This is a genomic window from Rhabdaerophilum sp. SD176, from assembly GCF_030143245.1.
In the GTDB taxonomy this organism is placed as follows: Bacteria; Pseudomonadota; Alphaproteobacteria; order Rhizobiales; family Beijerinckiaceae; genus Rhabdaerophilum.
Window position 1 is genome coordinate 162,181 of record NZ_JARJNS010000007.1, and the last position, 26,280, is coordinate 188,460.

The 26,280-nt window shown below is 63.5% G+C and carries 28 protein-coding genes; 16 read left to right on the forward strand and 12 right to left on the reverse strand.

Annotated features, from left to right (window positions below; translation table 11 throughout):
• Positions 1–35: 35 nt before the first annotated feature.
• The 3 genes from P0652_RS16985 to P0652_RS16995 are packed head-to-tail and all read right to left on the reverse strand — an operon-like array spanning position 36 to position 2,487.
• Positions 36–731, reverse strand: coding sequence for a phosphonate ABC transporter ATP-binding protein (locus P0652_RS16985; RefSeq protein ID WP_284180059.1), 696 nt, complete (start codon positions 729–731; stop codon positions 36–38).
• On the reverse strand, positions 728–1,543 hold the full coding sequence (phnE, locus tag P0652_RS16990; protein ID WP_284180060.1) for a phosphonate ABC transporter, permease protein PhnE: 816 nt from the start codon (positions 1,541–1,543) through the stop codon (positions 728–730). The genes P0652_RS16985 and phnE overlap by 4 nt, the downstream gene beginning before the upstream one ends.
• 35 nt (positions 1,544–1,578) lie before the next feature.
• Positions 1,579–2,487 carry a phosphate/phosphite/phosphonate ABC transporter substrate-binding protein gene (locus tag P0652_RS16995; RefSeq protein WP_284180061.1) on the reverse strand — a complete coding sequence of 303 codons (909 nt, stop codon included), beginning with the start codon at positions 2,485–2,487 and terminating at the stop codon, positions 1,579–1,581.
• A 100-nt stretch (positions 2,488–2,587) separates the two neighbouring features.
• On the opposite strand from P0652_RS16995, the gene P0652_RS17000 reads away from it, so the two are divergent.
• A complete protein-coding gene (locus P0652_RS17000; RefSeq protein ID WP_284180062.1) occupies positions 2,588–3,448 on the forward strand; it encodes a metallophosphoesterase family protein in 861 nt (286 codons plus the stop codon).
• Between the two features lie 8 nt (positions 3,449–3,456).
• On the opposite strand, the gene P0652_RS17005 is transcribed toward P0652_RS17000, so the two are convergent.
• Both P0652_RS17005 and P0652_RS17010 read right to left on the reverse strand, forming a co-directional pair.
• A complete protein-coding gene (locus P0652_RS17005; protein WP_284180063.1) occupies positions 3,457–4,110 on the reverse strand; it encodes a glycosyltransferase in 654 nt (217 codons plus the stop codon).
• A 224-nt stretch (positions 4,111–4,334) separates the two neighbouring features.
• Entirely contained in the window at positions 4,335–5,261 is a 927-nt protein-coding gene (locus P0652_RS17010) for a hypothetical protein (RefSeq protein ID WP_284180064.1), read from the reverse strand.
• A 210-nt stretch (positions 5,262–5,471) separates the two neighbouring features.
• Between P0652_RS17010 and P0652_RS17015 the strand changes: the two genes are divergently transcribed.
• From P0652_RS17015 to P0652_RS17050, 8 genes are all read left to right on the forward strand, one after another.
• Positions 5,472–6,950, forward strand: coding sequence for a dihydrolipoyl dehydrogenase family protein (locus P0652_RS17015; protein WP_284180065.1), 1,479 nt, complete (start codon positions 5,472–5,474; stop codon positions 6,948–6,950).
• Between the two features lie 11 nt (positions 6,951–6,961).
• Entirely contained in the window at positions 6,962–7,687 is a 726-nt protein-coding gene (locus P0652_RS17020; protein WP_284180066.1) for a TVP38/TMEM64 family protein, read from the forward strand.
• A gap of 38 nt (positions 7,688–7,725) precedes the next feature.
• The gene (locus P0652_RS17025; protein ID WP_284180067.1) at positions 7,726–8,547 is read left to right on the forward strand and encodes a DUF547 domain-containing protein; all 822 of its coding nucleotides are present in this window, start codon (positions 7,726–7,728) and stop codon (positions 8,545–8,547) included.
• 97 nt (positions 8,548–8,644) lie between these two features.
• Entirely contained in the window at positions 8,645–9,178 is a 534-nt protein-coding gene (locus P0652_RS17030; protein WP_284180068.1) for a rhodanese-like domain-containing protein, read from the forward strand.
• The gene (locus P0652_RS17035; RefSeq protein WP_284180069.1) at positions 9,175–10,593 is read left to right on the forward strand and encodes a hypothetical protein; all 1,419 of its coding nucleotides are present in this window, start codon (positions 9,175–9,177) and stop codon (positions 10,591–10,593) included. Before P0652_RS17030 ends, P0652_RS17035 begins: the two co-directional genes overlap by 4 nt.
• A gap of 11 nt (positions 10,594–10,604) precedes the next feature.
• Positions 10,605–11,306, forward strand: a complete 702-nt coding sequence (locus tag P0652_RS17040; protein ID WP_284180070.1) for a glycosyltransferase family 2 protein — start codon at positions 10,605–10,607, stop codon at positions 11,304–11,306.
• Entirely contained in the window at positions 11,303–12,019 is a 717-nt protein-coding gene (locus P0652_RS17045; RefSeq protein ID WP_284180071.1) for a TIGR04282 family arsenosugar biosynthesis glycosyltransferase, read from the forward strand. The genes P0652_RS17040 and P0652_RS17045 overlap by 4 nt, the downstream gene beginning before the upstream one ends.
• Positions 12,019–13,149, forward strand: coding sequence for an FAD-dependent oxidoreductase (locus P0652_RS17050; protein ID WP_284180072.1), 1,131 nt, complete (start codon positions 12,019–12,021; stop codon positions 13,147–13,149). Before P0652_RS17045 ends, P0652_RS17050 begins: the two co-directional genes overlap by 1 nt.
• A 60-nt stretch (positions 13,150–13,209) precedes the next feature.
• Here P0652_RS17050 and P0652_RS17055 read toward each other — a convergent pair whose 3' ends face one another.
• The 3 genes from P0652_RS17055 to P0652_RS17065 are packed head-to-tail and all read right to left on the reverse strand — an operon-like array spanning position 13,210 to position 15,364.
• Complete coding sequence (locus P0652_RS17055; RefSeq protein WP_284180073.1) at positions 13,210–14,079, reverse strand: S-methyl-5'-thioadenosine phosphorylase; 870 nt, start codon at positions 14,077–14,079, stop codon at positions 13,210–13,212.
• Between the two features lie 60 nt (positions 14,080–14,139).
• The gene (locus P0652_RS17060) at positions 14,140–14,775 is read right to left on the reverse strand and encodes an NrsF family protein (protein ID WP_284180074.1); all 636 of its coding nucleotides are present in this window, start codon (positions 14,773–14,775) and stop codon (positions 14,140–14,142) included.
• Positions 14,765–15,364, reverse strand: a complete 600-nt coding sequence (locus P0652_RS17065; protein WP_284180075.1) for a sigma-70 family RNA polymerase sigma factor — start codon at positions 15,362–15,364, stop codon at positions 14,765–14,767. Before P0652_RS17065 ends, P0652_RS17060 begins: the two co-directional genes overlap by 11 nt.
• Positions 15,365–15,553: 189 nt before the next feature.
• Between P0652_RS17065 and P0652_RS18755 the strand changes: the two genes are divergently transcribed.
• From P0652_RS18755 to P0652_RS17075, 3 genes are read left to right on the forward strand one after another with little or no spacing between them, the layout of a single operon-like run.
• Positions 15,554–15,814 (forward strand): redoxin domain-containing protein, encoded by a 261-nt coding sequence (locus P0652_RS18755; protein WP_349774993.1) that lies wholly within the window; start codon positions 15,554–15,556, stop codon positions 15,812–15,814.
• Between the two features lie 7 nt (positions 15,815–15,821).
• On the forward strand, positions 15,822–16,103 hold the full coding sequence (locus tag P0652_RS18760) for a thioredoxin domain-containing protein (RefSeq protein WP_349774994.1): 282 nt from the start codon (positions 15,822–15,824) through the stop codon (positions 16,101–16,103).
• A 55-nt stretch (positions 16,104–16,158) separates the two neighbouring features.
• On the forward strand, positions 16,159–16,992 hold the full coding sequence (locus P0652_RS17075) for a hypothetical protein (RefSeq protein ID WP_284180076.1): 834 nt from the start codon (positions 16,159–16,161) through the stop codon (positions 16,990–16,992).
• Positions 16,993–17,176: 184 nt separating this feature from the next.
• Here P0652_RS17075 and P0652_RS17080 read toward each other — a convergent pair whose 3' ends face one another.
• Complete coding sequence (locus tag P0652_RS17080; protein WP_284180077.1) at positions 17,177–17,620, reverse strand: Lrp/AsnC family transcriptional regulator; 444 nt, start codon at positions 17,618–17,620, stop codon at positions 17,177–17,179.
• Between the two features lie 173 nt (positions 17,621–17,793).
• On the opposite strand from P0652_RS17080, the gene P0652_RS17085 reads away from it, so the two are divergent.
• The gene (locus P0652_RS17085) at positions 17,794–19,098 is read left to right on the forward strand and encodes a cystathionine gamma-synthase family protein (RefSeq protein WP_284180078.1); all 1,305 of its coding nucleotides are present in this window, start codon (positions 17,794–17,796) and stop codon (positions 19,096–19,098) included.
• A gap of 38 nt (positions 19,099–19,136) precedes the next feature.
• Here P0652_RS17085 and P0652_RS17090 read toward each other — a convergent pair whose 3' ends face one another.
• Positions 19,137–20,546 (reverse strand): TadE/TadG family type IV pilus assembly protein, encoded by a 1,410-nt coding sequence (locus P0652_RS17090; protein ID WP_284180079.1) that lies wholly within the window; start codon positions 20,544–20,546, stop codon positions 19,137–19,139.
• A gap of 192 nt (positions 20,547–20,738) precedes the next feature.
• On the opposite strand from P0652_RS17090, the gene P0652_RS17095 reads away from it, so the two are divergent.
• The 3 genes from P0652_RS17095 to P0652_RS17105 all read left to right on the forward strand — a co-directional run bounded on the left by P0652_RS17095 (position 20,739) and on the right by P0652_RS17105 (position 24,347).
• Positions 20,739–21,935: an aromatic ring-hydroxylating oxygenase subunit alpha gene (locus tag P0652_RS17095; protein WP_284180080.1), complete on the forward strand. Its 1,197-nt coding sequence runs from the start codon at positions 20,739–20,741 to the stop codon at positions 21,933–21,935.
• Between the two features lie 187 nt (positions 21,936–22,122).
• A complete protein-coding gene (locus P0652_RS17100; protein WP_284180081.1) occupies positions 22,123–23,295 on the forward strand; it encodes an OpgC family protein in 1,173 nt (390 codons plus the stop codon).
• A 23-nt stretch (positions 23,296–23,318) separates the two neighbouring features.
• Positions 23,319–24,347 (forward strand): Vgb family protein, encoded by a 1,029-nt coding sequence (locus P0652_RS17105; protein WP_284180082.1) that lies wholly within the window; start codon positions 23,319–23,321, stop codon positions 24,345–24,347.
• Between the two features lie 42 nt (positions 24,348–24,389).
• Here P0652_RS17105 and P0652_RS17110 read toward each other — a convergent pair whose 3' ends face one another.
• Together P0652_RS17110 and P0652_RS17115 are read right to left on the reverse strand one after the other, a co-directional pair.
• Entirely contained in the window at positions 24,390–25,154 is a 765-nt protein-coding gene (locus tag P0652_RS17110; RefSeq protein WP_284180083.1) for an SGNH/GDSL hydrolase family protein, read from the reverse strand.
• Positions 25,155–25,331: 177 nt separating this feature from the next.
• Entirely contained in the window at positions 25,332–26,150 is an 819-nt protein-coding gene (locus P0652_RS17115; RefSeq protein ID WP_284180085.1) for a CE1 family esterase, read from the reverse strand.
• Between the last annotated feature and the right edge of the window lie 130 nt (positions 26,151–26,280).

Sequence of the window (26,280 nt, forward strand, 5' to 3'; positions counted from 1 at the left end):
TTCTGCCCGGTTGGCGATCAGCCCGTCGTGAAGTGCTACGCGTCAGGTGCGGCCAATCGGCCGGAACGCATCAGCAGGATGCGGTCGGCAAATTCGGCAGCGAGTTCCGGCTGATGCAGCGTACAGAGGATGGCCAGCCCCTTCGACTTTGCCATCTCGCGCATGAGACCGAGAACCAGCCGCGCGGCGTGCGGATCAAGGCTGGCGACAGGTTCGTCCGCAAGCAGGATGCGGGTTTCCTGCATGAGGGCCCGAGCGATCGCAACGCGCTGTTGCTGCCCGCCGGACAAGGTATCGGCGCGCTGGTATCGCTGGCTGGCGAGACCGACCGATGCGAGCGCTGTTTCGGCTTTGGCCGTGAGGCCTTCCGGGTATAGCCCCGAAGCGATACGCCAGAGCGGGAGACGTGGCAAAGCGCCTGTCATCACATTCGCCAGGGCCGTTCGCCGTCGGACAAGGTTGAACTGCTGGAAGACAACGCCAATCCGGCCGCGGGCTTGCCGGAGTGCTCGCCCCTTGAGAGAGCCAAAGGCAACGCGATCGATTTCGATCGAACCGGCATCCGGCTCGATCAATCGTGTGATGCACCGGAAGAGCGTGGACTTCCCCGAGCCACTGGGGCCCAGCACAGCAACAAATTCGCCGGCCGCAATGTCAAACGAGACATTGTCGAGGGCGTCAAGCCCGCCGAAGCGTTTCGTGAGGCCCGCAACAGCAAGAACCGGCGTCATGAAAGCCTCCGCCGAAGCCAGGCGCTCAGCTGATCGATAAGCGTGACCATCACCAGAATGACGAGAAGGATTGTCAGCACACGGTCAAACAGCAGCAGATCGACGCTGTTCTTGAGTTCCTGTCCGATGCCCCCGGCCCCGACAATGCCGAGGACAGTGGAGGCCCGCACATTGAATTCCCACATGTAGAGAAGGATCGAGGCAAGCTGGGGCAGGACATCCGGCAACTGGGCATGGAAGAACACCTTGAGGCGGCCAGCCCCGCTCATCCGTGCCGCTTCGACGGGCCCGTTCTCGGCGGTTTCGATGGCCTCGGCCCAGAGCTTGGCGATCGATCCTGCCGTATGGACCGCAATGCCAAGAACGCCGGCGAAGGGGCCAAGGCCGACCGCAGCAACGAAGATCAAGGCGAAGACGAAGGAATCGATGCCGCGCAGGCCATTCAGGAGCCAGCGCGCAGGAAGGGCCGCAATCGGCGAGATGCCGATATTCCGGGCCGAGAGCAGGCAGATCGGCGCGGCAATGATCGCACCGAAAGAAACGCCGATTGTGGCCATGGCGACCGTTTCAAGGCCGCGCCGGATGAGGACGTCCAGTTCGCTCAGATCCGGCGGCCAGGACCGCGCGAGCCATGTCCAGAGGCGCGGCAGCCCTTCAACGAGCCGTGAAAGACTGACTTCCGAGACGTGAAGGCATAGCAGGTAGAATGCGATGCCGAGAACAACCAGCGGCAGGAATGCCCGGGCCTGGCGAGGGCCGGGTTCAGTCGCTCCGCTTGGTCCCGTGTTATTGCCATCCCGGGGCCGATCCACGGCCACGTCCTCGATCCGATCGGCCACAGCAGCCCTCAGGCCTTGGGTTGCAGGCGGCCGACGGCCATTCCGGCCGCTTCGATGAGGGCATAGGCGCTGTGACCGGCCTTGATCCACCCCGTATAGCGGGGGGCCATGATGGTCCGGGCATCCTCCTCCGAGATCGCGGTGACGATGTCCTGGATCCGCGCGGTCATCGCTGGTTCGAAGCCCGCGCGCACCACAAGCGGGTCATTCGGCAGCGGGTCGGAGGTCCAGACAATCCTGACCTCCTCGCGCTTGACGAGGCCACGATCCGCCATGCTGTTGAAGTTGCGATCGAAATCGGTCGCGAGGTCCACCTGCCCGTTGGCGACAGCCGTCACATTGGCCGGATGGGAGGCACCGTCGCGATACTGGAAGAATGTCTTCGGATCGATGCCCCGCTGCCGGAAATAATGGGTCGGAATCAGCCAGCCTGACGTCGAGCCGACATCCGCAAACGAGATCCGCAATCCCTTCGCGCCCTCCGGCCAGGAGGGAATCGTCAGGCCGGGACGGCCGAGGATGATGGCGTGATAGAACGGGCGGCCATCATATTTGACGGTGGCGATTGCCTGTGCGCCGCCCTGATGATGGGCGAGCACATAGCCCCACGGGCCCATCCAGGCGAGATCGGCCTGCCCATTGGCGAGCGCGATCGCAATCCCGGCCCAATCATTGGTGACCACGAGGTCATAGGGTCGGCCAAGGCGATCGGCGAGATGCTTGAAGAACGGCTCGAAGGCTTTCCGCGTGTCTGACGGTGTTGGCTGAAAAGGGCCAACGGCAAAACGCAGGCGAGTTTCCCGTGCCCGGAGGATCGCCGGTGCAGCCAGCAGGCCGCCGGTTGTCAGAATCAGGGATCGACGGCTCAGCATGAGAAGGCTCTCGCTTGTCAGGTTCTCGGACGTGAACGATGCCATCCCTGCTCGAGCAGGTCGGCCTATGCGAGATTTCGGTCTGCCGATCAGTAACGTTACAGCAGAGGCCTGCGAAAACAGGGGGAACGGAAGAGGTGCTCTCATGAACGACAAGGCCTGGCTGCTCTTTGGTGGTCCCTACAGCAACCTTCAGGCGACAGAGGCTCTGCTGGCCGAGGCAAAACGGCTCGGGTTCCCGTCAGAGCGGATGCTGTGTACTGGCGATCTCGTTGCCTATTGCGGTGATCCGGTCGCAACCATCGACAGGATCCGCGAGGCCGGCATTGCCGTCGTGATGGGAAATTGCGACGAGCAGCTCGGGGCCGGAGCCACGGATTGCGGATGCGGGTTCGAGCCGGACAGCGCCTGCGCGCGCCTCTCCGCCGATTGGTATTCCTATGCGAACAGCGTCGTACGCCCCGATCAGCGCCTTTGGCTCGCCGGCTTGCCGCGCCGCATCGACCTCGATATCGGCGGCAGGACATTCGCGGCCATCCATGGCTCGGCGAAGTCCATCAATGCATTCGTCTTTTCCGGTACGCCGGAGCCGGAAAAGCTAGCCAGCCTCGAGGATGTCGGTTGCGACGGCGTGATCGGCGGGCATTCAGGTCTTCCGTTCACCGACCGGATCGATCATCGCCTCTGGCACAACCCCGGCGTGATCGGTATGCCGGCCAATGACGGCACCGCGAGGGTCTGGTTCAGCCTGCTCATCCCGGAACCGGCGGGGCTGAGGATCGAGCATCGTGCACTTGCCTATGATGTTGCCGGGGCACAGGCCGCGATGGCGCGTGCGGGGCTGCCGGCCTGTTATCGCGAGGCTCTGGGCACCGGACTTTGGCCAAGCCTCGACGTGCTGACCGAGCGCGAGCGGATGGCAACCGGCAAGCCGATCAAGGAGACAGGCTTCCTTTGGTCCGCGCCCTTGAAAGACGAGGTCCCGCAGGCTGAAGCCGCGGCCTGACCGGATCTTTACCGATGAAGGAGCGCCTGGCGGAAGGTCAGGCGGAGGTGGTGCCATGTCGTTCGGAACCAGCCGTTCCGCGCGTATTTCCGGGCGCTGGTGAGGACAGTCACGCCGACCGGGCGAACCGGCATGCCCAGGCGATGCGCCTTCTGGATCAGCAGATGATCTTCGCCCGTTGATGTCCGCTCATCATAGCCTCCGAGGCGCATGAAAGCCTCATGCGAAAGGCAGAGTGCCTGATCACCGAACGGGATGCCGAAGCACCGGGACCGGAAATGCACACCCAGCTCGGTCAGGCGCATAAGGGGGCTCCCGTCGAAACGGAGGTCAAAATAGTAGATGGCCTCCGCTTTTTGCAGGCAGGCCTGAAGCGCCTCGATCGCATCCGATGACAGGATGGTATCCGCATGCACAAACCAGAGATATTTTCCGGAAGCCATTGCCGCCGCACGGTTCATGCTGGACGCGCGCGTTCCGCCGCGGGCCAGAATGATCTCGAAGCTCGGAGGCAAGCTGTCGAGCAGCCGGACAGGGCGAACTTCTCCTGTCGCGAGCGGGATGATCACGCTCAGGGCGGGCTCCTTCTGCGCGCTCGGCTGGCAGAGTTCGAGCTCGACCGGTTGCTCCGTCGTGGCAGGTGTTCTGATCCCATCGATCATTCTTGCCTCCGCCAGGTAGCCGTTCAGCGCCGTGAAACCGGGATCTGTCCAGCCGGAGGCATCTGACGCCAAACCGCACCGGTTGGACCTTCTGTTGATCTGGCTACGTTCCCAAATACGCGACACCCGTCAGTTCTGTTACAGACATTTTGCGACCGGCAGGGAAGAACAACACGGGCACACACCCTTTCGGCAGCGTTGGACGCTCGTCAGCGAAAACCAGATCAGATCAGCAGCTCCGCCCAGCCCTTGAACCTGCGCCTGCCGGAACCATCCGTTCGACGGACCTCGCCCTGGATCACCGACATGGCGAAGCCGCCCTTTGTCCAATCCGCCACAGCCTCGAGATGGACCGTCGAGGCTTCCAGCTGCCATTGCCCGCCGGCATGTTGAAAGCCGATCTCCCATCGGGTCGGCCAACGGTAGTCGCGATCCGCCAAAGCCTGGGTCTCCTTGATGGAAAAATCGATTGCGGAGAGCGTACCAGGCGCCTCGAATGTGGCCATCCCGCTCTCACGCGGCGTCCCAGGCTGGATGCGTTCGTGATAGCGGATATAGAGGTCGTGGTAATCCTCGGTCATCAGGTAGAGACCGTTGAAATTGGACCAGTTGGCGCCAAAATCGCTGGTGAAGCGATTATATCCCGTCTGTGCGATGAACTCGAAGAGAACGCGCCCTTTCAAGGTTCGTCCGCGCCAGTTCAGGATGGCCGGCGCAGCGCCGATCCAGTAATCGCGATCCTCGGTCTGCCGGCGCAGGACCGGAACCAGCCTGTCGACTGACATCTCGATGCCGTTGGTTGCGCTGGACATGCGGATGCCGCTCTCGATTGTCCCCCGAAACTGGAAATGCCCGGAATCGGGAATGATCAGAAGTTCGCGCCCGGGATTGGGATAATGCGCGCTGCCGACAATCGGCACGATGCCTGTGCCTTCGGCATACATCATGATCCAGTGATCGGCGAAAAACTGGTCACCGGTCTGTCCGCGATTATTGTCATGGGCAAGATAGACCGAGCCCTCCGCATCCGATCCCACAAAGGAAAAATAGTCGGAATGGTAGCGCTTCGTGACCTCGGCCCAAGCCGGATGGCTGGCGCAGACAGCGAGTCCGGTGCCCAGGCCAAAAAGGTCGCGGCGATTGAATGACATGAATTGACCTCTCCCTGCCTGGGCAGCAACGATGCCGGCTCATGCGTATCGCGCAATTCACGTTCTCTCGATCACGGCTTCTCAAAAGCGGCGGAGCCATGTCCAGCGCGTTCACGATTGCCTGACAAAGGCGTGAAGCGCTTTGGCTGTAACGGGAATTCCGCCAGACACGAATATACTCGCAAGAAACACGAGTTCACAGGAACCCTGATGGCCGGTGCAACCACTCCATCGCTGCCGCCGAAGCGCCCGGAAATCCGCGGCGATACCGTTCATGCCGATCTTTGCATTCTGGGCGCAGGATCCGGAGGGCTTTCCGTCGCAGCCGGTGCCGTCCAGATGGGTGCATCCGTTGTCCTGATCGAAAAGGGCGAGATGGGCGGGGATTGCCTCAATACGGGGTGCGTGCCGTCAAAGGCCCTGATTGCAGCGGCCCATGTAGCCCATACCCATCGAATCGGGGGCCGGTTTGGCATCCATGGCGCGGAACCGGAAATCCGGTTTCACGAGGTGCACGACCATGTCCATGGCGTCATCGGCGCGATCGCCCCGCATGACAGCGTCGAGCGGTTCGAAGGCCTGGGCGTCATGGTCATCAAGGCCGCCGGTCAGTTTGTCGATAGAGAAACGGTCGAGGCCGGTGGCCGCCGGATCAAGGCCCGCCGCTTCGTGGTGGCGACGGGCTCGCGGGCGGCCGTACCACCGATCCCGGGCCTCGCGGAAGCTGGCTATCTCACCAATGAAACGGTTTTCGAACTGAAGGAACGTCCCGCCCACCTGATCGTGATTGGTGGTGGACCGATCGGGATCGAGATGGCGCAATCCTTTCGTCGTCTGGGATCGGAAGTGACCGTCATCGAGAAATTCGGGATCCTCTCGAGGGATGAGCCGGAGGCGGTCGAGGTCGTGCGGGCATCGCTTTCCGGCGACGGCGTGCGTCTTGTCGAAGGCCTTGGCGTCAGCGAGGTCGGACGGGACGATGGCGCGGTTACCGTGACCCTGGATGCCGACAGCCCGTTTGGCCGGACACTGTCCGGCACGCATATCCTCGTAGCGGCTGGGCGGCGTCCGAATATCGAGAGCCTCGGACTCGACAAGGCAGGTATCGCCGCATCGCCGAAGGGAATCACCGTCGATGCGCGGCTGATCACCAGCAACCGCAAGGTCTTCGCCATCGGCGATGTGGCCGGCGGCCCGCAATTCACCCATATCGCCGGCTATCACGCCGGAATTGTCATCCGGAACGCCTTGTTCGGGCTGCCGGCCAAGGTGGATTATCGCGCCTTGCCCTGGGTCACATACACGGATCCCGAACTCGCCCATGCCGGGCTGACCGAGGCCGAGGCCCGCAAGGCGGGCCACGCCGTTGAAACCCTGACCTGGTCCTTTGCCTTGAATGACCGGGCACAGGCCGAACGGGCAACTGAGGGTCTCGCCAAAGTCGTTCTCGGGCCGAAAGGCAAGATTCTCGGCGCGACGATTGTCGGCCCCCGGGCCGGCGAGTTGATCGGCACCTGGGCACTGGCCATCAGCGCCGGGCTGAAAATCGGAGCGATCGCCGGGGCTGTGCTCCCCTATCCAACCCTCTCCGAAATCTCGAAACGGGCCGCGGGCAGTTATTACACGCCGAAGCTCTTCGGCACTTTCACCCGCCGCGTCGTCGGCCTTGTCCAACGCATCCTGCCCTGAACGAGGCCATCATGTCGCTCTCTTCCCTCCTCAAGGATCGCCGGCTCTGGCTGGCCCTGATCGCCATCGGCGCGTTCCTCCTGCTGCGCTGGTCGGGGCTGGCCTCCTATCTGTCGTTCGAGACCCTGAGGACGCATCGGGAAGCGCTCACAGCCTGGGTGCAAGGCAGCCTTCTTCTGGCGAGCCTGTCCTACATCGCGATCTATGTGATTGCAGTCGCGTTCTCGTTCCCGGGCGCCGTTATCCTGACCCTGTCCGGCGGGTTCCTCTTCGGCGCTGCACTGGGCACGCTGCTGACGGTGACCGGAGCAACGATTGGCGCAACGGTGATCTTCATCTTCGCCAAGGCGATTTTCGGCGAGAATGCACTGGATCGATTCGGCGCCCCGGCTGCGAAGCTGGCTGAGGGCATCCGTCGCAATGCCGGTTCCTATCTCCTTGTCCTGCGCCTCGTGCCGCTGTTTCCGTTCTTCCTTGTCAATCTCGTGCCGGCCTTTGTCGGCGTGAAGATCCCGACCTATGTGATCACCACCTTCTTCGGCATCATTCCCGGGACAGCCGTGTTCTCTCTCGCCGGGGCGGGCCTTGGCACAGTCCTTGACCAGGGGGGCGCCATCACACCGGGCTCAATCCTGACACCGGAGATCATCGCCGGGCTTTTCGGGCTTGCAGCCCTGTCGCTGGCAGCAATCCCCCTGCGGAAACGGTTCGAAGCCCGAAACGGGCAAGCCACCTGATGACGCTCTCGCCAAGAAATGCTCCGGAGACATCCCAGATGACCCGCCACGCCTTCACCCTTGATCGCCGCCATGCCCTTGGCCTCGGTGTCGCGCTTGTCCTTTCACCGCGAACCTTTGCTGTGGCGCAGACCGATCCCGACGCACCCTACGATGGTCTGCTGAGGCGCTATGTGAAGCCGAGCCCGGATGGCATTACCCGTGTCGATTACGCGGCCTGGCGCGCCAATACGGCTGATAGGGCAGCACTGGATGCCTATATCGCCGAGATGGCGCAACGCCGTCCTTCCGCGATGGGGCGCGGCGACGCCATGGCCTACTGGGGCAATCTCTACAATGCCATCACGCTCAAGGTCATCATTGATCGCTATCCTGTCGCTTCGATCCGCGACATCAAGAGCGATTCATGGCTCGATCCGAAGGCCTATAGCGGCCCCTGGCGTCAGCCGCGGGTGACCGTCGAAGGACGTCGTCTCTCGCTTGACGATATCGAGCATGCGATCATGCGCCCGACCTTCAAGGATCCGCGCGTCCATTACATCGTCAATTGCGCGTCCTATGGCTGTCCCAATCTGATGAACCGGGCATGGCGCGCAGCAACCCTCGAAGCTGATCTCGATGCCGGGGCGCGGGCCTTCATCAACCATCCCCGCGGCGTGACCATCCTCCCGTCGGGAGCGCTCAAGGTTTCGTCGATCTACAAATGGTTCATCGAGGATTTCGGCGGCAACGATGCCGGCCTCGTCGCCCATTTCAGGGCCTATGCGGAACCGGCGCTCAAACGACATCTCTCGACATCGCCGCGGATCGCCGAAGACGATTATGACTGGTCGCTCAACCGCACCCGCCCGATATCCTGATCTGCCCGCGAATGAAGGCAAGACGGGCAGAGACATGACGGGGCTCGGAATGAAACCGCGAACGCTGGCAATCGGACTCGGAGCCGGCTTGCTCCTGGTGGCCGCAGCCGCATATGGCGGCCTGCCTGCCCTGTCGCCCAACCTTCGCCCCTGGACATTGGATCCGACTGATCCCCGTGTGTCGCTGGAAGATGTCGAGCGCGAAGTCATCCGCCGCTACCCGGTTGACGATGTTCTGCCTTCGACACTGGCGGCGATGGTCGCCCGCGGCGACGTCACCCTTCTTGACGTACGCACGCAGGAAGAGTTCGAGTCAGGCCATCTCGCCGGCGCGATCCGGGTTGAGCCAGGGAGTTCGGCCGAAGATATCCTGCGACAGCATCAGACCCGCCTGAAGGGCCGCCCGGTTGTGTTCTATTGTGCCGTGGGGGTGCGTTCGTCGCAGGTGTTGATGCAATCGTTGCGGGAACTGGTCCCCCATACCGATGGCCGCCTCTACAATCTTCGAGGCGGTGTCTTCCGCTGGACGGCGGAAGGGCGCCCGCTCGTCAGCGGAAACAAGCCGGGCAAGGCGCATCCCTATGACAAGGATTGGGGACAGCTCCTTTCAAGGACTGTGCCTGGTCTATGAGCATGGAGTTTCCAGCCATCGTCGGCCGCGACCGCATTCTGCGTGAATCCCGGTTCTTCCTTCTCTTGGCTGTCCTTGCAGGGGCTGTCCTCGTGCAGTCTGCGATCGCTTTCGTCTTCGGCTCGATGCCAGGCTCTGCACGCGATACATGGCCCGTGTCCCTGCCGCTCTTCGGCCTGCTGGCCAGTTCGGGCGGTCTCGTGCTCTGGAGCGTCTGGCATGCCCGCTCCCTTCCGGACGGGCCGTGCCTGCTGAGCGCGGTCGCCATCGCGGGGTTTCTGATGCGGCTGCCCTATTTCGGTGCCGGCCCCATGCTGGAGGATGATCAATTCCGCTATCTCCTCGACGGCGCGATGGTCGCACATGGGTTCAGCCCCTATGCCCTGTCACCGCAGGATCTTCTGAACGGCAGCGGGAATCCGGCTGCCGGGCTGGTTGCTTCCGGCCGCCCTGTGATCGAGGCGATCAATTTCCCGGATCTGCGCTCGGTCTATCCCGGGACAGCGCAGATCCTGTTTGCACTCGCGCATAGGCTGATGCCGTGGGACATGGATGGCATCAGGGTTCTTGTTCTCGCGGCCGAAAGCATCACGGCAATCCTGATCTGGCATGTCCTGAAGGTTTCAGGACGCTCGTCCCTTGGCGCTGCCCTTTACTGGTGCAACCCGCTTCTGGCGTTCTGCCTGACCGGGCAGGCGCATATCGATGCGGCTCTCGTCCCGGCGGTTTTCCTTGCGCTTCTTGCCGGCTGGTACGGCAGAAGCCTTGCTGCCGGCGTTGCGCTGGGCGTGGCGGTTGGAGTGAAGCTCTGGCCCATTCTTTTGGCGCCGCTTCTGGCTCGGATGTTCTGGCCGGCAGGAAAGGCCATCGCCTCGTTCGCGCTCGGGCTTGGGATCATCAGCGCCGCGCTCTGTGCTCCGCTGATTTTGGCAAGCCTGTCCCCGAATGCCGGGTTGACGGCCTATGCCGGCGGCTGGAGCGTCAACAACGCCCCGTTCGCCTGGCTCTCCTACGCGGCCTTGCATTGGATCGGGCCAACAACCGGTGAGCAGGCCCTGCGCCTGACAATGGCAGCCCTCGGCCTCAGCGTGAGCTTGCTTGTCGCCTGGAAAAGGCCGGACACTCTCGGCGGGCTTTTCGGATCAGCCGCCCTGCTGGCTGCTTCCGTGTTCTATCTCTCTCCCGCTCAATTCCCGTGGTACGCCGTGTGGTTCCTGCCCCTGGCCATCGCGGCGGGCGGCTGGGCGCTGGCCGCCGCCACAACCGGGTTGCCGATCTATTTCCTGTTCTTCCCCCTGGCAGCGGCGGGCCAACGTGACATTCACAGCTACTGGCTGGCTGCCCTCCATGTGATGCCCGTTCTGATGGTCGGCCTCCTCGTCCACAGGTCGTCAGGGCAAGGCTCGGTCTCATGAGTTTGAACGGGATGAGGATCGGGGTTGTGATCCCGACACGGAATGAAGCCGGCGCCCTGCCGACGGTGCTGGCCAGCATGCCCGGTTTTGTCGATGCCGTTGCCATCGGAGATTTTCGCTCAAGCGACGGCACGCCGGAAATCGGGCGCCGGGCCGGAGCAATCGTGGTGGACGTTTCCGGACCGGGTTATGGCCGGGCCTGTCTCGAGGCGATCCAGGCGATGCCGCCGGTCGATATCCTCGTCTTCGTCGATGGCGATGCTGCAGATGACCTTTCGGCCATGGCACGCCTTGTCGAGCCGATCCTCCAGGGTGAAGCTGTCTTCGCGCTCGGGTCGCGGGTGCTCGGCCGGCGGGAACGCGGTGCGCTGACACCCCAGCAGATCTTCGGGAACTGGCTCGCCTGCACCCTGATCCGGCTGATCTGGGGCAAGACCTTCACCGATCTGGGGCCCTTCCGGGCGATCACCCGCGCAGCTTTTGACCGTCTCGCGATGGCCGATATGAACTATGGCTGGACGGTTGAAATGCAGATCAAGGCCGCACAGGCGGGTCTTCTCACGCGCGAGATCCCGGTCGACTACCGGCGGCGGATCGGAGTTTCCAAGGTCTCGGGCACACTGAACGGCACGATTCGCGCCGGCAGCAAGATCCTGTGGGTGATCGGTCGGGAAGCGATCGGTTCAGCCGGCTTCCAGAGGCGCAGTTCATGACGGCTGTCCGGACAGGCACAGGCTGGATCGGTCTCGGCTTGATGTGCAAGCCGCCGCGTCCGGGCACAAGCAAGACGAGGCTGGCGGGTTCGATCGGCCCCGAAGCCGCGGCGCGCCTGTCACAGGCGTTTCTGGAGGATTGCGCGCATTCGGCACGCGAGGCGGCCGCAATTGCCCGCCTTTTGCCCCGCGCCTTTTTCCGGCCCGAAGACGGCCGGCAGGAACTCGCCACCATCCTCGGCCCGGATTGGCCCCTGACCTTGGCCGATTCAGGCGATCTCGGGGCGACCATGATCGAGGTGCTGGCGCAGTTGCTCGCGGAATGCCCTGCCGGCGCCATGATCATGGGGGCGGATATGCCGCTCATGGGCAAGGCGGCTATTGTCGAAGCGGCAGAGGCCCTGCGCGCGGGCGGCACTGATGGCGTGGTCATCATTCCAAGCGCAGATGGCGGCTATTGCCTGCTGGGTATTCGTTCGCTCGCCGCTGCAAGGGCCCTCTGCGCACCCATGGCCTGGAGCACGCCAACCGTCCTCGCGGAGACATGCCGCCGTGCAGAGATCGCGGGCCTCGCTGTCCAGAGCCTTGCCGTCCAGCGGGACATTGACGAGCAGGCCGATCTCGGCTGGTTGAAAGCCGAACTGGCTCGCGACGCGACGGCGGCACCTTCCACACGGCGCACCATCAACGCGCTCCAAGCAATGGTACAGTGATGGACCGTCACCTCGTCCTCATCGGTGGCGGGCATGCGCATGTCCAGGTCATCCGTGCCCTAGCAGAACGCCCCGAGCCCGGCTTGCGGGTGACCTTGGTGACCGATCGGCTGCTCACACCCTATTCGGGCATGCTGCCCGGGCATGTCGCGGGTTTCTACAGCCACGACGACATGCATATCGACCTCGAAAGGCTGGCCCATGTATCTGGCATGGCGTTGGTCCGCTCGGCTGCTTGCCGCATTGACCGCCAGAGCCGGCTGGTGATGACGGAAGATGGCACCGTCGTTCCCTTCGACATCCTGTCGCTCAATGTCGGCATTACGCCCGACCTTTCAGGGATTGCAGGCGCGGACAGGCATGGCATCGCCGTCAAGCCGATCAGTACCTTCCTCGGAAGGCTGGAGAGGGTGCTGGACGACGCGTCACGCCCGGATGGGCCACGCCGGATCATTCTGGTGGGCGGAGGAGCAGCCGGGATTGAACTTGCGCTTGCGCTGAAGGCACGGCTCCGCTCGATAGATGCCGCCGGGCGGCCCTTCTGGATCGCCATCGCGACAGGCAACGGCCTCGTGCCGACCTTGAATGGCAGCGTTCAGCGCCGGGCCCGCGCAGCGCTGGCTCGCCATGGCGTCAAGGTGCTCGATGCCTTCCGCGTTGCAGAGATCAACTCCGATGGCATCCGCTCGCGGGATGGCCGCTTTGTTGCTGCCGACGCCGTGCTCGTTTCAACGGCGGCACGCGCACCGGCCTGGCTTCAGGAGACCGGCCTTCCGACCGATCCGGGTGGCTTTGTGAAGATCGAACAAACCCTGACGGTCATGGATGATCCTGCGATCTTTGCGGTCGGCGATTGCGCAACGGTCGTTGACAACCCGATGCCGAAAGCAGGCGTCTTCGCGGTTCGGCAAGGTGCAGCCCTTACCGAGAATCTGCGCCGGACATGCCGGCATATGCCACTTCTTCCGCACCAACCGGATCGGAATTTTCTCACCATCCTGATGACGGGTGATGGATCCGCGATCGCTGGTCGCGGACGCTGGTTCGCCTTGGAGGGGGCCTGGGTCTGGCGCTGGAAAGACTGGATCGACCGCCGCTTCATGCGGCTTTTCTCCGATTTCCGGCGTTGATCATGCCCCATCGGCGTCAAATGGGTGGCAAGTCCTTGGCCGAGAAGGCAAATCCCTTGCTTACCGAAGCACCCGCCCGGCCACGGCATCGAGTTTCGCCACAAGGACCGGATCGCGCGCCTCGGGCGCCGTAATGATGGCAAAATCGAGCGCCCGGTGCGAGCCGACGGGGCATTCTTCCCGCTCTGCCGGGAAATCCGCTGCCAGTTCCGCCAGCACGCGCCGCGCCGCCAGCGTGTTTTCGTGCACCTGATGGATGACCAGTTCGACGCTGACATTGGCATGGTCCGGGTGCCAGCAATCAAAATCTGTCACCATGGCGCACATGGAATAGGTGATCTCGGCTTCCCGGGCGAGCTTGGCTTCGGGCATCGATGTCATGCCAATGATGTCGTAGCCGAGCCCCTTGTAGAAGAGGCTCTCGGCTCGTGTCGAGAATTGCGGGCCCTCCATGCAGACAGCAGTTCCCCCCTCGCGAATTGTGATCCCGGCGCGGCGCGCAGCCTCGGCCACCCGGCGGCTGAGTCTCGGTCCGAAAGGATCCCCGAAGGCGACATGCGCCACGCAGCCATTGCCGAAAAAGCTGCTCTCTCGGGAAAATGTGCGGTCGACCAGTTGATCGGGGACAACAAACACGCCCGGGGCCAGATCTTCCTTGTAGGAGCCGACCGCCGAAAAGCTGACAATATCCGTGACGCCAACCCGCTTGAGCGCATCGATATTCGCGCGGTAGTTGATCCCGTCGGGGGAAAGGCGGTGCCCCTCGCCATGGCGGGGCAGGAAGACCAGTTCGGTCGTGCCGATCCGCCCGAACCGCAATGCGGCCGAGGGTTGCCCCCACGGCGTCTGGACCATCTCCTCCCGTCGATCCTCCAGCCCCGGCAGATCATAAAGACCTGAACCACCGATCACGCCAAGCCGAGCCTTCATGGAAATATCCTTGTGTTTGGGGATGCAATCGGCGTGTTGAAAGCCGTCGTGGATCGGGATCTACCAGCGGAGCCACAGGTGCCCGGCCAGGGAGCCGACAACAGCGACGATGACAGCGGCAAGTGAATACCAGGCCGCCACGAAGCTGGTGCTGTCTTCCGTGCAGTAGAGACCATAGGCCACGATGGCCAACCCGGCCGAGGCAAGACCCGCGAGTGCTCCGGCAGAGGCCGGATGGGATGTTGCACCCGCCCGCAAGGCCATCAGGGACGTGACCAGCGGCATAGCGGCCAGAAGCGGGATGACGGTCAGGCAGGAAATGATGCTCTTCCCCAGCATCCGGCTGAGGAACCCCTCTTGCCCCCATGTCGCAAGATCAACCGCCAGGAGAAGCGATAGGGGCAGAAGAACAGCAGCAAGGGCAGCAAGCCCCCGGGCGATCGAGGCCTCCGGGCGCAGGAGCGTGCGGGTGCCCATGAGCGCGGCGATGGCAACAACCAGCCCAAGACCGGTCTTGACGAGTGTCGGCATCGCGCCTGTCGACGTCAGATCTGTCCTGATCCCCACCAGACCAAGAAAGATGATGCCCGTGGCAAGCGCGGCGACGGGCAGCCAGATCAGCAGGCGCCGGCTGGCTCTCGGGGGTTTGACGGCGAGATCCTCGGCCAGCCAGTCGATGAGTTTCTCAGTCTGCATGTCGGCTCTTCCCGAACATTTTTCCAAGCCGTTTCAGGGAGCGGTGAAGCGCAACGCGCACGGCGCCCTCGCTCATGCCGAGTTCCGCACCGACATCTGCAGAAGAACGGCCAACCATGATGATCTGCTCGACAAGCTTGCGCTGTTTCGCATCCAGCGCATTCAGGATTCTCGCACTATCAAGCGTGCTGTCACGCCTCTCGTCCGGCGCGGCCAGCGCTTCACTCATCGTGTCGATATCCACCTCGACCCTGAACCCGGACTTGCGAAGGGCGTCGATCGCCTTGTAGCGCGCAACGGCATTGAGCCAGGGCAGGAAGGGAAACGAAGGGTCCCATGTCGCGCGTTTGAGATGAACGGCAAGCAGCGTTTCCTGTACGATGTCCTCGAGATCCGCCAGGCCTCGCCCGGAACGCATGAGCAGGGGGCGCACAACGCCGCGAAGATGCGGCGCAACCGCACCAAGAAGCGTCTTGTAGGCGCCCACATCACCGTCAAGGGCCTGACGCATCAGGTTGCTCCATTCCTCTTCTTTTCCCGCCGGTCTTTTATGCACGCGACTTCCTGATATTCGGACCCAGACTCCCATCCGTTACAGGATAGCCGGACAAGCCAACAAATTGCTTTTTTGTGATCCCGGCGGGCTGCCATCACAGCAATGTGTGCCCTCGGGCATGACAGTTGATTGGCACTCGGGGCGGATCGTCCCCTATGGGTGGCGCCAGTTCTGCTGAGCCAACGGGCGGCGAAGCCCATTCCAGATCGAAAGGCCTTTTCCATGTCGGATATCATTCCCGTCATCCCGCGACTTCCGGCACCGGATCTTGAGGTGGTCCTGACAGGTTCCGGCGGGGCGCATTTCTCGCTGGCCGACGAGGCGCCCGAAACATTCACGCTGGTTGTCTTCTATCGGGGCTATCACTGCCCGATCTGCCGTACCCAGCTGAAGGAGCTGGAAGCCAACCTGCCGGAATTCGAGAAGCGTGGAGTGTCTGTCGTCGCGGTTTCCTCCGACTCGGGCTACAAAGGCAAAGGCTGAATGGAACTTGCCGCATTTGCGCCTTGGCTATGGCCTCGACCTCAACATGGCCCGGCGCTGGGGCCTCTATGTCTCGGCAGGGCGGGGGGTCACCTCGATCGGTGTCGAGGAGCCAGCCCTGTTCTCGGAGCCGGGTCTTTTCCTCATCCGCCCGGACCGCACCGTCTATTTCGCCTCGGTCCAGTCGATGCCCTTTGCCCGTCCTCACTTCACCGACATTCTCGCGGCGATCGACTTCGTGGTCGCGAAATCATACCCGGCGCGGGGCGAGGTCACCACCCTTGCTTGACCCGTCTTCCGGATTACCGACAATCCGGAAGCCTCTGCGCTTCCGGACATTGACCATGGGCATTGGTCTCGCGACGCTGATCGCGGCCAGCCCATTCTTGCCCTGGTCGAGCCGGGCAGCGGCTCAATCCAGCAATGTCGCGCCATATGCCCCGCTGCCGGATACCGAGATCAGTGCTTCCGGCCCGTTCAAGGCATGGCTGATCCAGCCGACCACCCGATACAATCATGGGGTTCTCGGCGATGCCGTGGAAGCAGGCGGCTTCGTGGTCGAGCATGGTCGAAAACGCCTGGTCTTTACACTTCCGTCCGAGGCGGTTTTCGAGGACAGGCGTGTCCGGCTTGCCGATCTTGATGGCGACGGCGTCCCGGAGGCAATCATCGTCAAGGCCTATCTGGAGCGAGGCGCCGCGATCGCGGTCTACCGCATCCTGAAGGACCGTATCGAACCGCTGGCGGAAAGCCCTGCGATCGGCACCCGCAATCGCTGGCTCAATCCGTTGGGCATTGCCGACTTTACCGGCTCGGGCGAACAGATGATCGCAGCGGTGATTACCCCGCATCTCGCCGGATCGCTGAGGCTTTACCGACTGAGAGCGGGGACACTCGAGGAAGTGGCACGGATTGAAGGGTATACCAACCATATCCTGGGCAGCCGCGACCTTGATCTCGGACGCATTGTCCGGCTCTCGCGCCGCAATCCTCCGCTCGTCATTGTTCCGACACGTGACCGGAATGCCCTCGCGATGGTCAGCTTCAGAGATGCGAGCCCGCGCATCGTCAGGCAATGGTCCATCAACGCCCGGATTGACGGCTTGCGTATCGAAAACGGTTCCCGCGTGAAGCTCTCGACATCATCCGGGGTTCGGATGGTCGAGCTTGCCGAATGAAGGGACGCGGTTAGCGCCCGAGGCCTTCGCTTGTTGCGATCGACCGTTGCAATGACCTCCAGAAGGCCGGCATGCCTCTGCCGCCCTGAACCCGGGGAATCCGGAAACACCCGGACCGGCGCCCGCTTCCGGATGGTCCGCGGGCCGTAGGGCCGGACGGCTCGGCGCGGAATGACGGCGCCGCTCAGCGCTCCTTCACCGTCGTGAGGATGAACATCGAGCGTGTCGCCGCGACGCCCGGCACCTTCTGGATGCCGTCGAGCATGATCTCCGAGAAATGGGTCATGTCCCGCGCGGTGATCTCGACCATGACGTCGCAATCCCCGGAGACGATCCAGCAATTCTTGATCCCCGGCAGCCGGGCGAGGGATTCCGCGACATAGGCCGCCGGCACCTGGGGTTCGCGCTGCACCGAGGCCAGCACCCGCACCGCCTCGCCGATTGCCTGCGGCTCGATCCGGGCATGGTAGCCCCGGATGACCTTCGCATCCTCGAGCCGCTTGATCCGGCGCGATATCGCGGAATGCGACAGCGGGATCCGGGCCGCAAGGTCGAGATTGCTGAGGCGGGCCTCCGCCTGCAGCGCCCTCAGGATCTGGTGGTCGAAATCGTCGAGGTCGAGAGTCATTGCAAGGTCTTTTCCGGACAGGCCGGCCCTTCCGGGACCGGAGCACATAATTTGCACAGATTATCCTGAATTTGCAAAAACTTCGACATTTTCCGCTTTTTCCGCGCTTATCTTGCGCTCAATTGGCCAGTTTGGCAGACTCCCTCATGCCCCGAGGAGATGGAGAAACCACCATGGCCAAGTCTGACAGTTCAAGGACCGACAGCTCGAAAACCTACCGCGAGACCAGCCTCGGGCAGCACGCACTGCATAACGAGACGCTGATGCTCGGCTATGGCTATGACCCTGCCTTGTCCGAAGGGTCGGTGAAGCCGCCGGTCTTCCTGACCTCGACCTTCTGTTTCCCGAGCGCCGATGCCGGCCGCGAATTCTTCGACATCGCCTCCGGCCGTTCCGCCGGCAAGAACGATGTCGATGGCGGACTCGTCTATTCGCGCTTCAACCATCCGAATGCCCAGATCGTCGAGGAGCGCCTCGCCCTGTTCGAGAAGGCCGATGCCGGCGCCGTCTTCGCCAGCGGCATGGCGGCGATCGCCACGATTCTCTTCGCCCATTGCCGCCCGGGCGACGTGATCCTGCATTCGACGCCGCTCTATGGTGGCACCGACACGCTGGTGCACAAGGTGCTGCCGCAATTCGGCATCATCGCCCTGCCGGTCGCCGACCCGAATGATCCCGCCGGCCTCGAGGCGGCGATGATTGCGGCGGAAGCCCGCGGCCGGCTTGCCATGCTCTACCTGGAGACGCCCTCGAACCCGCTGGCCACGCTGGCGGATATCGGCCTCTCGGCCCGGCTGGCGGAAGCCTCCGCCCGGCGCCAGCAGCACCGGCCGCTGGTCGTGGTCGACAATACGCTGCAGGGTCCGGTCTTCCAGAACGCCATCCGCGCCGGCGCCGACCTCTCGCTCTATTCGCTGACCAAATATGTCGGCGGCCATTCCGATCTCATCGCCGGCGGTGTTGTCGGCAACCGGATCGCCATGACGCCGGTCCGCAGCCTGCGCGCCCTGATGGGCGGCAGCCTCGACCCGCATTCCTGCTGGATGCTGTCGCGCTCGCTCGAGACCGTGACCCTCCGGATGGAGCGCGCAGCTTCGAACGCCATGACGATCGCCCGCTGGCTCGAACGCCACAAGGCCGTGCGGCAGGTCCATTTCGCCGCCCTCGCGCCGCAAGGCAGCGTGCAGCACCGCATCTACACCACGCAATGCACCGGGCCAGGCTCGCTGATGTCCTTCGATGTCGGCACCCGGGAAAAGGCCTTCCGCGCGCTGGACCGGCTGCGCATCGTCAAGCTGGCTGTGAGCCTTGGCGGCACGGAATCGCTCGCCTGCCACCCGTCAACCACCGTGATTTCCGGCGTTGCGCCGGAAACGCGCGAGGCCATGGGCGTGACGGAAGGGTTGATCCGCCTTTCCGTGGGGATCGAGCATGTCGACGACCTGATCGCCGATCTCGATTATGCCCTCGCCGATTGAGGGATGAACCGGCGGGCGCCGTACAGGCGCCCGCGCTATCAGTTGATCAGTCGGGCCTTCGCCATCACCGACCGGAACATCATCTCCGTCGCCTGCGAGATTTCGCCCGGCGTGGTGGCGAAATAGGCATATTCCGGCAGCGTGGCGCAATCGCGCATGGTCTGGCGGATGACCGGCTTCAGCATCGACTGGATCTGCACGAAGCGGGTATCGGTCGAGCCCGGCGGCGTGATGTATTCGGTATTGAGCGTCGCAACCGTGATGCCCTTGTTCTTGAAACCGTCGCATACCTTGGAGTCGATCGCCTGCGAGCGTTCGGAACCCCAGTAGAAGCCCGGATTGTTGACCGTGAAATTCGTATCCGGGCTCCATTGCCCCCAGTAATTGCAGATATTCTTTTTCTTTCCGTCCACCCAGGCATCCTTGCACTGGCTGTACTCGTTGACATTGCCCTCGACGCCGTCGGTCATCAGAAGCAGCATGACCTTCGGCGAAGCTGCCGTCTTCCCGTCACCGCTGGCCGGGATCTTCTTCAGCAGGTCCTTCATCGCCACCGTGAAGTTCGACCCGGCGCCGGCAACATCCATTTCCATATTGTTCACGGCAGTCTTGACCGTGGACAGGCTGGCGCTTTCCTTCTGGACCTCGGTCAGCGTGTTGCTGAACTTGTAGACCGCGAAGCGGAACTGGTCCGGCAGCTTGGCCATGGTGCCGGCCTCGTCGATGACATCGGAAAGCGCCGAGCGGACAATGTCGAACCGGGTCTTGGCCCCGATCTTCTTGGCGCAGACCGGCGTGGCGCGGCCGTCATCCCAGCCCCCGGTGGCCTTGCAATCCGGGTTGAACATCGGAACTTTCCAGCTCAGCGTGTGGCAGGCAAAGGCGCAGCCAAGCTTGCTGTTCATCAGCGTCTGGTCCGTGGTGCTGGCGCCGATCCCCATGGAACCGGACGCATCGGCCAGCACATAGACGCTGACAAAGAGTGGCGGTGCGGAGGACGCGCCGGCGCAACCGCCGAAATCCATGGTCGCAAACCCGGCAATCGCCACGGCCATGGTCTTCTGCGTGCCCGAAAAGCACACATTGGCGATGACGGCGTTGTTCTTGAGGGTGATTTCGTAGGTGGCACTGGCCATGGCGCCGTCGAGGCCGGCGACGGACATCAGCGACTCGAAAGTTGCCTTGGCAATCTTCTCGCTCTCGATCTTCTGCTGCTCCCAGGAATAGGTTGGCTTCACAACCGATTCTGCAACGGCAGAAAGCGCGGCGGCATCGGCGATGCTCTGCACCTTGGCCCGCGTGCCGGCAACCGTCGCAAAATCAACCGAAGCCCCGAGCAGCCCGATCACCGGGATCATCGACAACGAGAAGGTTGTCGCCACCGAACCATGCCGGCTGGCCCGGAATCGTTGAACGGTGCGGGAAATAAGTCGGGACAGGGCGGTCATGAAAGCAACTCCTTGCACGCCAAGAAGAGGTACAAGGGAACGGCTAATCAGCATTTAATCGGATCGCAGAAGCAACAATTCGAGCAATGATGCCTTCCAAAGCCTGAAACAACCCGATTGCATTTGAAGCAATCACCGGGGCTTTACCGCACGTTCCCGGCGCGGCATGGTCGCGCGGAGGAATCAAGCCGCATGCAACCCGGTCCCGCCGATCTCGACAATGCTGCCGGCCCTGCGGAATGGGCGCGCGCCATGACCGATCCCGCCGCCTTTGCGGCGGAGCAGGAACAGCTCGGCCATGTCTGGACCTTCCTCGGTGTTGCCGGCGAGATCCCGGTGCTGAATGACTGGTTCACCGCCACCTTGGGCGGCAGGTCGATCTTCGTGCAGCGCTTTGAATCCGGGCTCCGCGCCTACGAGAACAGATGCGCCCACCGCTTCTATCCGCTCCGCATTGGCAAGACCGGGAACGGCCCTGTCGTCTGCGGCTTCCATCACTGGCGCTACAATGCCGAAGGGCGCGCCCTCGGCATTCCCAAATGCATCGAGATGTATGGCCGGACCCCGCGCGACATTGATGCCCGCCTCCTCGAGGTCGAACTGGCGCAATGCGGCGACCTCATCTTCGGACGCTTCCCGGGCCGGCAGCATTGCTCGCTGGCGGAATGGCTTGGCCCCGGCCATGATGTGCTTTCCCGGTTCGGGACAGGAATCGCCAGGCCGGATAGCTTCAGCAGGGAGGTTGACGCCCACTGGAAGCTGCTGATGAACATCTCGCTCGACGACTACCATATCGTCGCAGTCCATCCGACCAGCTTCGGCAAGGCGGGCTACCTGCCGCCGGATATCATCCATTACGCGCATTTCAACACGCACAGTGCCTATCTGCCCGGCGGCTCGCCCGGCACATTGGAGGCTGTCGCGGCAGCATGCCGCGAGGGCACGTACCTTCCCGAGCGCTACCGTATCTTCCAGTTCTTCCCCGGCCTGATTGTCGCGTTGATCAAGGCCATGGACTATATGGGCGACTCCTACTGGTTCGTGCTGTTCCAGCATCTCGAGCCCATCGGTCCGGGGCGGACGCGTTCGACCACCCGCACTGTCCCCCTGCCATTCCGGCGCAAGGCGGGCCGTGTCCGCACGACCATTCGGGCCATGACGATGCCCTGGATGCGGCTGGGTTTCCGGATAAACGCCGTGCGAATCCATGGCGAGGACAACGCTGCCTGCGAGCAATTGCAGCGGATTGCGAGCCAGGCCGGCGCCCAGCCGATCCTGTCGCGGCAGGAAGCGCGCGTCGGCTGGTTCGAGGCGGATTATGCCCGCCTCATGGCCGGACAGCTCGAACCCACAGGCCGCATCGAGACGTTTTCCGGGCTCGACGGCTAGGACGTATCCTCATCGATCGCTCCCGTCTGTGAGTATGCGTCATGATCACATCCGCGTGAGCGGAAAGACCCCGACGCGCCTCTCCGCAATTCCGTCCCAATGTTACCCTATCGGCAATCCGGGTGCCGCTACACGGCGTATATTGCGCTGCACCATGCTGCCTGGACGGCTGGCACGGGATCACCGGATGACTGCGAACGCGAACGCCCTGTCGAGCACACGGGACTTGCGGATTGATTTCTTCCGCGGGCTTGCGCTTGTCATGATCTTCGCCAACCACGTCCCTGGAAATCCGCTGAGCGCCTTCACCCAGCGCAACTGGGGGCTGTCGGATTCTGCCGATGTCTTTGTCCTGCTCGCCGGCATCTCCTCCGCTCTGGCCTATGGCCGCTTCTTCGATCGTGGCGCCGCCGGCGCAGGCGTGATGGCGGTCTTCTCCCGCATCTGGGCGCTCTACATCATGCATCTGATGATGTTCCTGGTCATCGCGGCCCTGTGCGTCGTCGGCGCGGAACGTCTGAACGACCCGACCTATCTCGAAACGCTCGGAATCGACGTCTTCCTTCAGGCGCCGGCGGGCTTCATCGTCGATGTCCTGACGCTGCGCTTCCTGCCCGGCTATCTTGACATCCTGCCACTCTACATTGTCCTTCTGGCGATGGTTCCGGTTCTCGTCTCGCTGACGCGCCGGCATTGGCTGCTGCCGCTTCTGCTCTCGCTCGGCCTTTATGCCGGCGCCAATCTCGGCGGCCTCAACCTGCCCAATACACGCACGGCGAGCGCGTGGTTCTTCAACCCCTTCGCCTGGCAATTGCTGTTTGTGATCGGCTTCTCGCTCGGCCGCGCCATCCAGGGGCATGCCCCTGTCGGCCGGATCGGCCCTGGCATACGGCGGGTTCTGGCGGCTCTGGCCGCCATCGTCACGCTGGCCGGCATCGTGCTCGCCGCGCCCTGGCGCGAGATCGACGGCCTCGAGAACGCGTTCCTCGTCAACCCGGCCCTGCTCGGCGCCTTCAGCAAGACGAATTTCCACCCGACCCGGCTGCTCGACCTGATGGCCAAGTTCTGGCTTGTGCTGGTCCTCGTCCCGGCCGCAAGCCCCTGGCTGCGTTCGGCCGTTGCCGCGCCTTTGGTCTGGATGGGCCAGCATTCGCTGGAAGTCTTCGTGCTCGGCAATGTCCTCGCTGTCGCGGGCGGCATCCTCGCCACGGCCTATGGCTTCCACCCCTGGTTGATGGTCGCGATCAATGCCGTCGGCATCGGCGCGATGCTCGGCCTTGCCGCCCTGCTCGAGTGGCGGAGAACCGCGATGGCCAGTCTGGCCGCGCGGCCGCGCGCCATGCCGGTTGCGGCAGAGTGAGAGCCATGCGAACCTGCCTGTCCATGAAGGGACCCTTGTTCGCCTCCATCCTCGCTGCCACTGCCCTCGGCGCCCTGCCGGCCCTTTCCCAGGCCCCGAAACCACAGGTGCAGCGTGTTGCCCAGCCGGCAACCCTTTCGAGCCTGGGCACGCCCGTGGATTTCGAACTGCGCGTGGCGAGCCAGCCGCTGGCGCTCATCCAGGCCTCGGATGGCACGATCTGGTTTGCAGCCTATACATTGGGCGCGCTGGGCCGGATCGACCGTACCACCCGCGAGATCACCTATTTCCCGCTTGGCACCGGCTCGCGCCCGTACGGGCTCGTCGAGGCGCCGGACAAGTCGATCCTGGCGGTTGACCGTGCGCTGAACGTGCTGCACCGCCTCGCCCCGGCCAATGGCGAAGTCACCCGCATCGGCATGCCGGCTGACCTGCCCTTCCTCGATCTGTCCAGCCTTCGCCTCGACAGCGAGGGGCGGATCTGGTTCAGCGGCGCGTCGGGCTGGCTCGGCAGCCATGATCCGCGCACCGGCACCACGGACGTCTCCTCGCACGAGGATCTGCAGGGCCTGACGCTCTCTGCAGCCTCGCCGACGGGCTCGATCTGGTTCGTCGCCGGCAAGTCCGGCCGCATGATCCGCATCGACCCTGCCCGCTCGCGGTTTGACAGCGCCGTCATCCCGCCGGAAGCGCAGGGGATCCGCAGCATGGCCGTCAGCCCCTCCGGCGAGGTCTGGCTGTCGGCCATGAAGAGCCAGACCCTTGTACGCTATGCCGGCCGAGCAGCCTGGATGACCGCCAAACTGCCCTGGCCCGAAAGCCGCCCGCAGGCGCTGATCGTGCGGCAGGATGGCACGATTGTCTTCGCGGATGCTGGACGTCGCAAGCTCGTGCGGTATCGTCCCGGCTTCGACCGCTTCGAGGACCTTGCCGATCTCGGCGCCGGCGGCGCCATCAAGGCGATGATCGATCTCGGGGATGGGATTGCCGTCGCGGATATGGGCGCAGACCGGATCCGCATCTATCCCGACATTCCGCCGACCCAGAACTGACGGCTGGGCCTCCAGCGCTTCCGGATCTCGAACGCAGCAGACTCAGCGTACCGGGATGCGGGTCGCGGAAATTGCCACAGGCTTGGACACGCTGCTTCCGGCAATTTGCTCGGCCAGCAGCTTGCCGGTGCAGAAATGTGCCAGCTGGGTCATGTGCAAGCCATCGGCCTGAACGAGATCGCTGGGCTTGGCCTCGTCGGTCTCGATCAGGCGCTTCATGATGGCCTGCCGATGGAAATGCATCACGCCATGCTTCTTGCCGGCTTCGGTGATCGCCGCCTGCATGACGGGTGTGTCCCGATCCCGGTCCACCAGCGGCGACACTTGCAGATCGACAAGGACAACAGGAAGTTTGGCCTTCCGGAAGGTCTCGAGTGCCGCTTCCATCCGCGCGATCGCACCGTCAACACCGTCCATCTGCAGCACGTCATTGACGCCGAGCTGCCAGACAACGAGATCCGGCTTGAGGTTCAGGACATCGCGCTCGATCCGGTCAACCATTTTCGGAATGGTCTCGCCGCCCTTGCCCTTGTTGACCACCTCGACCGGAGTCAGCATTTGCCGGGCGAGCTCACGTTCCATCACGCTGGCGAAGAGCTGGTCGCGCGGCATGTCCGGCGTGCCCTCCACCGAGGAAGACCCCAGAGCCACGATGCGGATGGGTTCGCCGAGATCGACCTTTTCCTGGAGGACCGGCAAGCTTTTCTCGAGGCCGGCAACGGCCTTGGCCTTGCTGCAGCGCTCGACGGCCATGCCGGCAAGGGCAGATCCACACAGGATCGAGGCCCCGATGGCGAGGCGAACCATACCATTCCGGAAGATCACCCGGCCAGACACCGCCACAGACCCCCTGCTCTTGGCCAGGCAACAACACGACCTGATAAGCCTGACCAGGGAAAGAATGGCGTTAAAGGCCTCGCGAGTCCAGCCGGCCCGGCCATGACATGATGCCCCAACCCGGAGGCGATATTGAAAGCCCGGCCCTTACTGCGATGATCGCCAGGCCCACTCGATCCAGCCCGGGTCAAAATCATGACCGCCCGGATGCAGGCAGAAGAGAAGAGATGCGCCTTCGCACGCGGAATTCCGCGCGCAGACCAGCGCGCCATGCCGTTCGGTTCGCTGTTCCGGCGCCGGGCAGCTGGATCGTGCACGGAACTGGGTCAGCGCGCGGAAGACATCGCCCTGATGGAAGGCTCCGCCACGGATGGGACGCCCCTCCAGCGGAACGGTCCGATCGGCAACACCATGAATATGGGTGAGCGGCACGATCGGCGAGGAACAACGATCCGGCTGCGGCCGCCAATAGGTGCCGGCGATCGCGAGATACCGGATCGCGGGGTCGCCGGCATGGCAGGCCAGGTTCCAGACCATGGCCGCCCCCTGGCTGAAGCCGCTGATCAGGATACGCTTGCGATTGACCGGGTAACGCCGGCCAAGATCCTCCATCATGGCCGAGTGGAATCGGAATTCATCGCGCTCCTGAGCCGGCGAACCGGGATGCGACCATGTGTTGCCCAGACCCTGTGGAAAGGCCAGGAGGATTCCCTCACGCCGCGCAATGGACCGGAGATCCTCCCGGGCGAGCAGATCGGCGGCGGTTTCGCGGAAACCATGGAAGTGGACAAGGACCGGCCATCCCTCGGGCGGTGCGGATGCGCCCTCTGGCTGCCAGACCCGATAGGTCCCTTCCGGGATCCGGCATTCACCGGCCGCATCGCAGCCCGGCCCGGCCCAGAGAGGCCCGGACAGGCAGGCGAGAAGCGCGAGCAAGGCAAGGCGCGGTGCGAAACGATTCCTCATGCCGTCACGCTGCCATGCCGCGCGCCGCCTGTGACCTCACAAGGTGGTGAGGCGCCTGACTGGCGGTTTCAGGCAGCGCGGACCGTCTGGAGGAAGCGCTGGACCTCGGAGCGCATGGTCTCGGCCTGCC